The sequence below is a fragment of the Moorena sp. SIO2C4 genome (assembly GCF_010672485.1).
Classification (GTDB): Bacteria; Cyanobacteriota; Cyanobacteriia; order Cyanobacteriales; family Coleofasciculaceae; genus Moorena; species Moorena producens.
In genome coordinates, this window is the sequence record NZ_JAAHGN010000420.1 from 1 (window position 1) to 6,165 (window position 6,165).

General features: G+C 44.9%; 5 protein-coding genes and 1 pseudogene. 4 read left to right on the forward strand and 2 right to left on the reverse strand.

What is annotated here, in order from left to right:
* Together sat and F6K20_RS20695 are read left to right on the forward strand one after the other, a co-directional pair.
* Positions 1-597: pseudogene (gene sat / locus F6K20_RS20690) on the forward strand (sulfate adenylyltransferase); the annotation flags it as partial.
* 592 nt (positions 598-1,189) lie between these two features.
* The gene (locus F6K20_RS20695) at positions 1,190-3,505 is read left to right on the forward strand and encodes a caspase family protein (protein ID WP_009149174.1); all 2,316 of its coding nucleotides are present in this window, start codon (positions 1,190-1,192) and stop codon (positions 3,503-3,505) included.
* Positions 3,506-3,699: 194 nt separating this feature from the next.
* Here the strand turns inward: F6K20_RS20695 and F6K20_RS20700 are convergent, their stop codons facing one another.
* Entirely contained in the window at positions 3,700-4,272 is a 573-nt protein-coding gene (locus tag F6K20_RS20700) for a Uma2 family endonuclease (protein ID WP_009149173.1), read from the reverse strand.
* 36 nt (positions 4,273-4,308) lie between these two features.
* Here F6K20_RS20700 and F6K20_RS20705 point away from each other — a divergent pair, with 36 nt between their 5' ends.
* Positions 4,309-4,452, forward strand: a complete 144-nt coding sequence (locus tag F6K20_RS20705) for a hypothetical protein (RefSeq protein ID WP_287295869.1) — start codon at positions 4,309-4,311, stop codon at positions 4,450-4,452.
* A gap of 245 nt (positions 4,453-4,697) precedes the next feature.
* Positions 4,698-5,387, forward strand: coding sequence for a Uma2 family endonuclease (locus F6K20_RS20710; protein WP_009149172.1), 690 nt, complete (start codon positions 4,698-4,700; stop codon positions 5,385-5,387).
* Positions 5,388-5,569: 182 nt separating this feature from the next.
* On the opposite strand, the gene F6K20_RS20715 is transcribed toward F6K20_RS20710, so the two are convergent.
* Entirely contained in the window at positions 5,570-5,812 is a 243-nt protein-coding gene (locus tag F6K20_RS20715; protein ID WP_287265767.1) for a cyclic nucleotide-binding domain-containing protein, read from the reverse strand.
* Positions 5,813-6,165: the final 353 nt, after the last annotated feature.

Here is a 6,165-nt window from a genome sequence, read left to right on the forward strand (position 1 = left end):
TCAGTGGTAGGTTTCCAAACCCGTAATCCCATTCATCGGGCTCATGAATATATCATCAAGTGCGCTCTAGAAACTGTAGACGGTCTACTCCTTCATCCCTTAGTGGGTGCTACTAAAAGCGACGACATCCCAGCAGATGTACGGATGCGTTGCTATGAAATCATGTTGGAGAATTATTTTCCTAATGACCGAGTGATTCTGGCAATTAACCCTGCTGCCATGCGTTATGCTGGCCCAAGAGAAGCCATTTTCCATGCTTTGGTACGGAAGAATTATGGCTGTACCCATTTCATTGTAGGACGGGATCACGCTGGTGTGGGAGACTATTACGGTACCTATGATGCCCAACACATTTTTGGTGAGTTTGAGCCAGGTGAGTTGGGGATCATGCCGATGAAGTTTGAGCACGCCTTCTACTGCACTCGCACCCAGGGTATGGCTACCGCCAAGACTAGTCCAAGTACACCGGAGCAGAGGATTCATTTATCCGGTACTAAGGTACGGAAAATGCTACGTCAGGGAGAGTTACCACCACCGGAATTTTCCCGACCTGAAGTGGCAGCAGAACTGGCTAAGGCAATGCACGAGACGAGTTGAAGGTTGAAGGTTAGACCGTTGAAGGTTGAAGGTTGGAGGTTATTTGGTTGAAGGTTGAAGGTTGAAGGTTGAAGGTTGAAGGTTAGACCGTTGAAGGTTAGACCGTTGAAGCTTGAAAGTTGAAGGTTGGAGGTTGAAGGTTAGACCGTTGAAGGTTAGACCGTTGAAGGTTGGAGGTTAGACCGTTGAAGGTTGAAGGTTAGACCGTTGAAGGTTGAAGGTTGGAGGTTAAACCGTTGAAGGTTGCCGGTGACGCGGTTATTTGGTTATTTGGTTAGGCGGTTATATTCCAAACCTTAAACCAAATAACCTGTAACCTGTAACCTTAAACCAAATAACCTGTAACCTGTAACCTTAAACCAAATAACCTGTAACCTGTAACCTTAAACCAAATAACCTGTAACCTGTAACCTTAAACCAAATAACCTTCAACCTTCAACCGTCTAACCTTGGCCAATAGGCACGCGCGTCGCGTTCAAGCTTTAACTAGTGAACTAGTGAACTAGCTGAACTGGAAATCCCACAGCTTGTGGCCGTGGGAGCCCCAATCCTGGTAGGCTGATAGCTGAAATCTGAAAGCTGAAGCGCGGATATGGGACTTAATCGCCGGACTTTTCTGCAAAAAGCTAGTTTGGGATTGGCAACATTAGGAGTAAGTGAAACATTACTATCCCTCCTAGGGAATAGTGGTTTAGCTGTTCCTGGAATAGACCGTTACTTCCAAGTATTAGCACAACCCCTTGGGCGAAAGTTAGCCCTACTAGTGGGTATCAACAAGTATCCTCGTAGCACACTATTGGATGGCTGTGTTACTGATGTAGAACTACAACAAGAACTATTGATTCATCGGTTTGGCTTCAACCCGAAGGATATACTTATACTTAAAGATGACCAAGCGACTCGCAAAAATATTGAAACGGCTTTTATTGAACATCTGACTGAGCAAGCGAAAGCGGGTGATGTGGTAGTCTTCCACTTCAGTGGCTTCGGTAGCCAGGTTAAGCTATCTCCAGGATATCAAACCGATAGGTCTGTTGCACTTCAAAATAGCTTGGTTCCAGTAGATGGGAGCCTTACCAAAAAAAATCCTAAGGTAGCCAACGATTTACTGGAAGAAACGCTAGTTTTGCTATTGCGATCGCTCTTCACTGACCAAGTCACTACAGTACTTGATACTAGCTACACCGTAGCTGATAGCCTCCTCCAAGGAAATATTAAGGTACGCTCTAGTACTAACCGACCAGCCCGAGAGGCTAGTCGGGACGAACTGGCTTTTCAAGAGGAACTGCGGCGGCGGATACAGGATTCTGGGAAAGGGATTGTAAACCGGCAATCCGTCTCGGTTGTTCCTGGATCGATGAATCCGATGGCAGGTATGGTGCTCACGGCTGCTGAACCAAATCAAATAGCAATGGAGGCTAAATGGAATAGTTTCAGTGCTGGCTTATTTAGCTATGGTCTTACTCAGTATCTGTGGCAGGCAATACCAACAACGACAAGTCAGGTGAGCCTGACTCACGCTGGTGTGATGGTTAATCAACTGACAGGTACACAGCAACAGCCAAAGCTAGGAGGTCAAAGTAGTCTTGAGCCAATACCTACCTATTATCTCCCTGCTGACCCTAGCATGGGAGCGGATGGTGTGGTCACTGCCGTGGAAGATAATGGTCAAACTGCACAGTTGTGGTTAGCAGGATTACCAGCAACAGTTGTGGATTACTATAGCAACAACTCTGTATTGTCTGTATTGGAATTAGTCGGTGCTAAATCGGGAGTCTCCCAACTACAAATAACGTCTCAAGATGGTCTGACTGCTAAGGCAAAATTTATTGGTGGTACTACTGATAATAACAATCAGCTACAAGTTGGGCAGCTGGTGCAAGAAGCTGTCCGGGTGTTACCCCGTAATATTGGTCTAACGGTAGCTCTGGATGGGAACCTAGAACGAATTGAGCGAGTAGATGCTACCAGTGCCTTTTCTGGTATCTCTGCTGCATCGGTAGTGCAAGCAGGGGAACAACCGGCTGATTATTTGTTTGGGAAAGCACTCTCTTCCACAAATGGTGGAGGAGGGGGTTATGGAATCTTCTATCTAGACGGTGAACCCATACCCAATGGAGTTGGAGAAGCTGGGGTAGCCGTGAAGTCAGCAGCTATGGGATTGGCTGGTAAACTGAACACCTTGCTGGCCGCAAAATTGCTGCGTCTAACCGCAAATGATGGGTCTTCCGGTCTAGGTATTCGGGTATCCCTGGACATGGTTGAACCAGAGCAAAAGGTAGTGATGCAACTCGAAACATTACGGACGGCTTCCTCCTCACGGGTAGGTTTCGTAGGTGAGGGGGAAGCTAAATCTCAGGGTGAGTTGACGGAAACTGTGGCAGGAGCAGGTGTTCCGATCTTGCCGATTGGGAGTCGTCTCCATTATCAGATCGAAAACTACGGTGACCAACCGATCTATTTCTTGCTATTAGGCTTTAATACCAATGGCAATGCGATCGCACTATATGAACTGCCATTTTTGGAAACATCACAGACTTCAGAAAACTCTGCATTTATCACAAATGCCGTAATTGCTCCTGGGGAAACTCTAACCCTGCCATCAGCTGTAGCTTCTGTTGGTGGGATTGTCTCAGGTCCTAGTGGACTGGTGGAAATGCAACTGATTTGCAGTCGCTCCCCCTTCACTCAGGCCGCTACAGCTCTCGACGCTGTGCCATCTCGTCGCGGAATCGGAGCACCAATTGATGATTTGTTTAACCCCTTGGACGTAGCCCAGGCGGTGCTGCAAGACATACACAATGCTAGTGCAAATTCCCTAGATTCTTCCCTCAGTATAGGTGCTGATTCCTACGCCTTGGATGTCAATACTTGGGCAACTCTAAGTTTTCTCTATCGGGTAGTTTGATTTTAGGTTGTTAATTGTCAATTCCTAATTGGCAATTAACAATTGCTCCATAAGTGTTTAAGAGGAAATAGGAAACAGGGAACAGAGAACAGGGAATAGGGAACATCACTAATAATTTTTAGGTATTTTTTTTGTTAAACTATTCTTATAATTTTGGTTATTTCAACAACATAACTTTTATTGATTTTGACTAATTAACCCTTCTTAGGTAACCTCGCTTTCCCAAACACTTGCTCCGGAGTAAGTTCCAATCCTTCAAAAAGCGAATCAGTGATCAGCGCAGCTTTGGTATAAGTCCGTGGTGGCGCATCTGGATAAAAAATTGTGATACTTCTCGCCTGAGGATCAACAACCCAAACTCGTAATACTCCCGCTTCTAAATAATCCGTTGCTTTCTCGGCTAATTGGCCAAAAGTTTGTCCCGGTGAGATAATTTCAATGGCTAACTCTGGAGGTACTGGACAAGCCTCATCTTCTATAACTTCTGAGGGCAGACGCTGAACAGAAATGTAGGTTAAATCAGGCACAGGTACCCAGTTTTGACCGTGACGTTGCAAGGCTATTGCCCACTCTGGATTGACTTCACCCTTTTCCTGACACCACTGATCCAAAAGTGTATATAAAGCACCAGTTACCCTAGCATGAAAACGTTTAGGAGACATTTTCGGTACTGGAAGCCCCTCAACTAATTCATAGGTTACATCGGTCGAAGGCATTGCCAGAAATTCTTCCAGGGTAAGTAGAGTTTTAGTTTTGAGTTGTGGCATTTTTATAGGGACCCCGAGATCATTTATCTGGTGTCAGTGGCTTTAGTATATACTGGTAAGTATTCAGCTATCAGCCGTCAGCCGTCAGCTAATCAACGGGAGGTAGTAAACAAGCTTACGGGCTGGTACGGTTGGTTGAAAATCTCTGCTCGTTTTACTCATCCGACTCCGTTCAGTTAAAGCGCCTGCTAGCTGCTAGCTGATAGCTGCTAGCTGATAGCTGATAGCTGACGGCTGAATGCTTACATATACTGATTTAAAAAAATAGCGTTGATCATATTTATGAGGTACATTCAATTTTAGCAATCCCTACTCCCTACTGCCATTAACCCAGAACGAAAGTTCCTCACCCAATTAAGATTTGGGGCAATCTCTTAGGCTTTGCAATGCTACGATAAAAGGCAAAAACAAGAAGTCGTAACCTTGTGTCTGTCTCTACTCAATCGAGGGGAAAAAACTTTGAACAGCCTTTAGCGGTACCAACGGAACCGGTCTGGCGCTTTAAGGTTGAACAATACCACCAGATGATTCGCTGGGGTATCCTGGGCGAAGATGACCCAGTGGAACTGCTGGAAGGGTGGCTCATTCCTAAAATGCCGAAAAATCCACCACATCGTGCCTCTACTAAACTAACTCGGAATGCACTGGAAGCGATTATTCCAAACGGATGGTACGTAGATGCACAAGAACCAATTACTTTAGACAATAGTGAGCCAGAACCGGATATCGTGATTGTTAAAGGCGATACTCGCGATTATCTTGACCGCCATCCTGGTGCGTCAGACTTAGCTTTAGTGGTTGAAATTGCCGACTCCACCCTAGAACGAGACCGAACGTTGAAGAAACGCATCTATGCTCGTGCAGGTATTTCAGTTTATTGGATTGTCAATCTGATCGACAAGCAACTCGAAGTTTATACCCAACCTATTGATATATATACAACGCCAACCTATCAGCAATTTCAAGATTACAAACTGTCGGAACAAGTGTCTGTTTTTATCGATGACTCTCCTATTGGTTCCTTGACTGTGCAAGAGGTCCAACAAAAACACGAATTTTCTGCCCTAAACCTTGTCAAACACTATTCATGCTCTTACAATGAAATCAGTCAGTAACTTGTTTAACAAGCGAACACTACCGCCCAACGAAGAACTAAAAGCGAAGGCAGCTGGTCGTAAGTTAAGCGACGTAAAATAATGGACTGAGTGAAGTTACAGTGCGGTTTAAGAGTAGGCCGAGAGCCTCCATCAAGAAAATTAGCGCTTTGTCTTTGGCATTGCTTTGTCGGCAACAACCATTAGTTAAAACTAATGCTATACCATCGTCCTATCTGCTTGTAAGTAGGTTTGTACAGGTTAAATGTTGCACCTGAGCGGAGAATATATAATCCTACGGCAGGGGTGTTGGCTAGCACTAAGGTTTGGTTTGCACCGCATATCCGCTCTTCCAGCTTAGGTGCTAGATTCTGTAACACTTCCTGAGTCAAAATACTCAGATCAGTTCCTTCTTTTAGCCACGTCACTAAGTCTCGAAGGTTCATGATTGGCTCTAGGATAGACAGTGATGGGAAGTTCAGTTAATCAAAATCTTATTAGACATCTCCAAAAATTAACCTCAAACCCTTGCACTGCCTGGGTCAAAACCGAGTTTCTGGAGATGTCTATTATGGTTAGGGGAATTTTGTTAATTGTTAATTGTTAATTGTTATTTTTTAACTGAATAATAATAAGTAAATCTACAACTTTCACGGCAGTTAACCTCTGGTCGTGCTTAACGCCAGAGCTATCCCTTCATAGAATACAAGTAGGATTGCTAGATCAACTTATCGAAACGAGCACGGAGGGATTTGAACCCCCGACACCCAGAACCGGAATCTGGTGCTCTATCCACTGA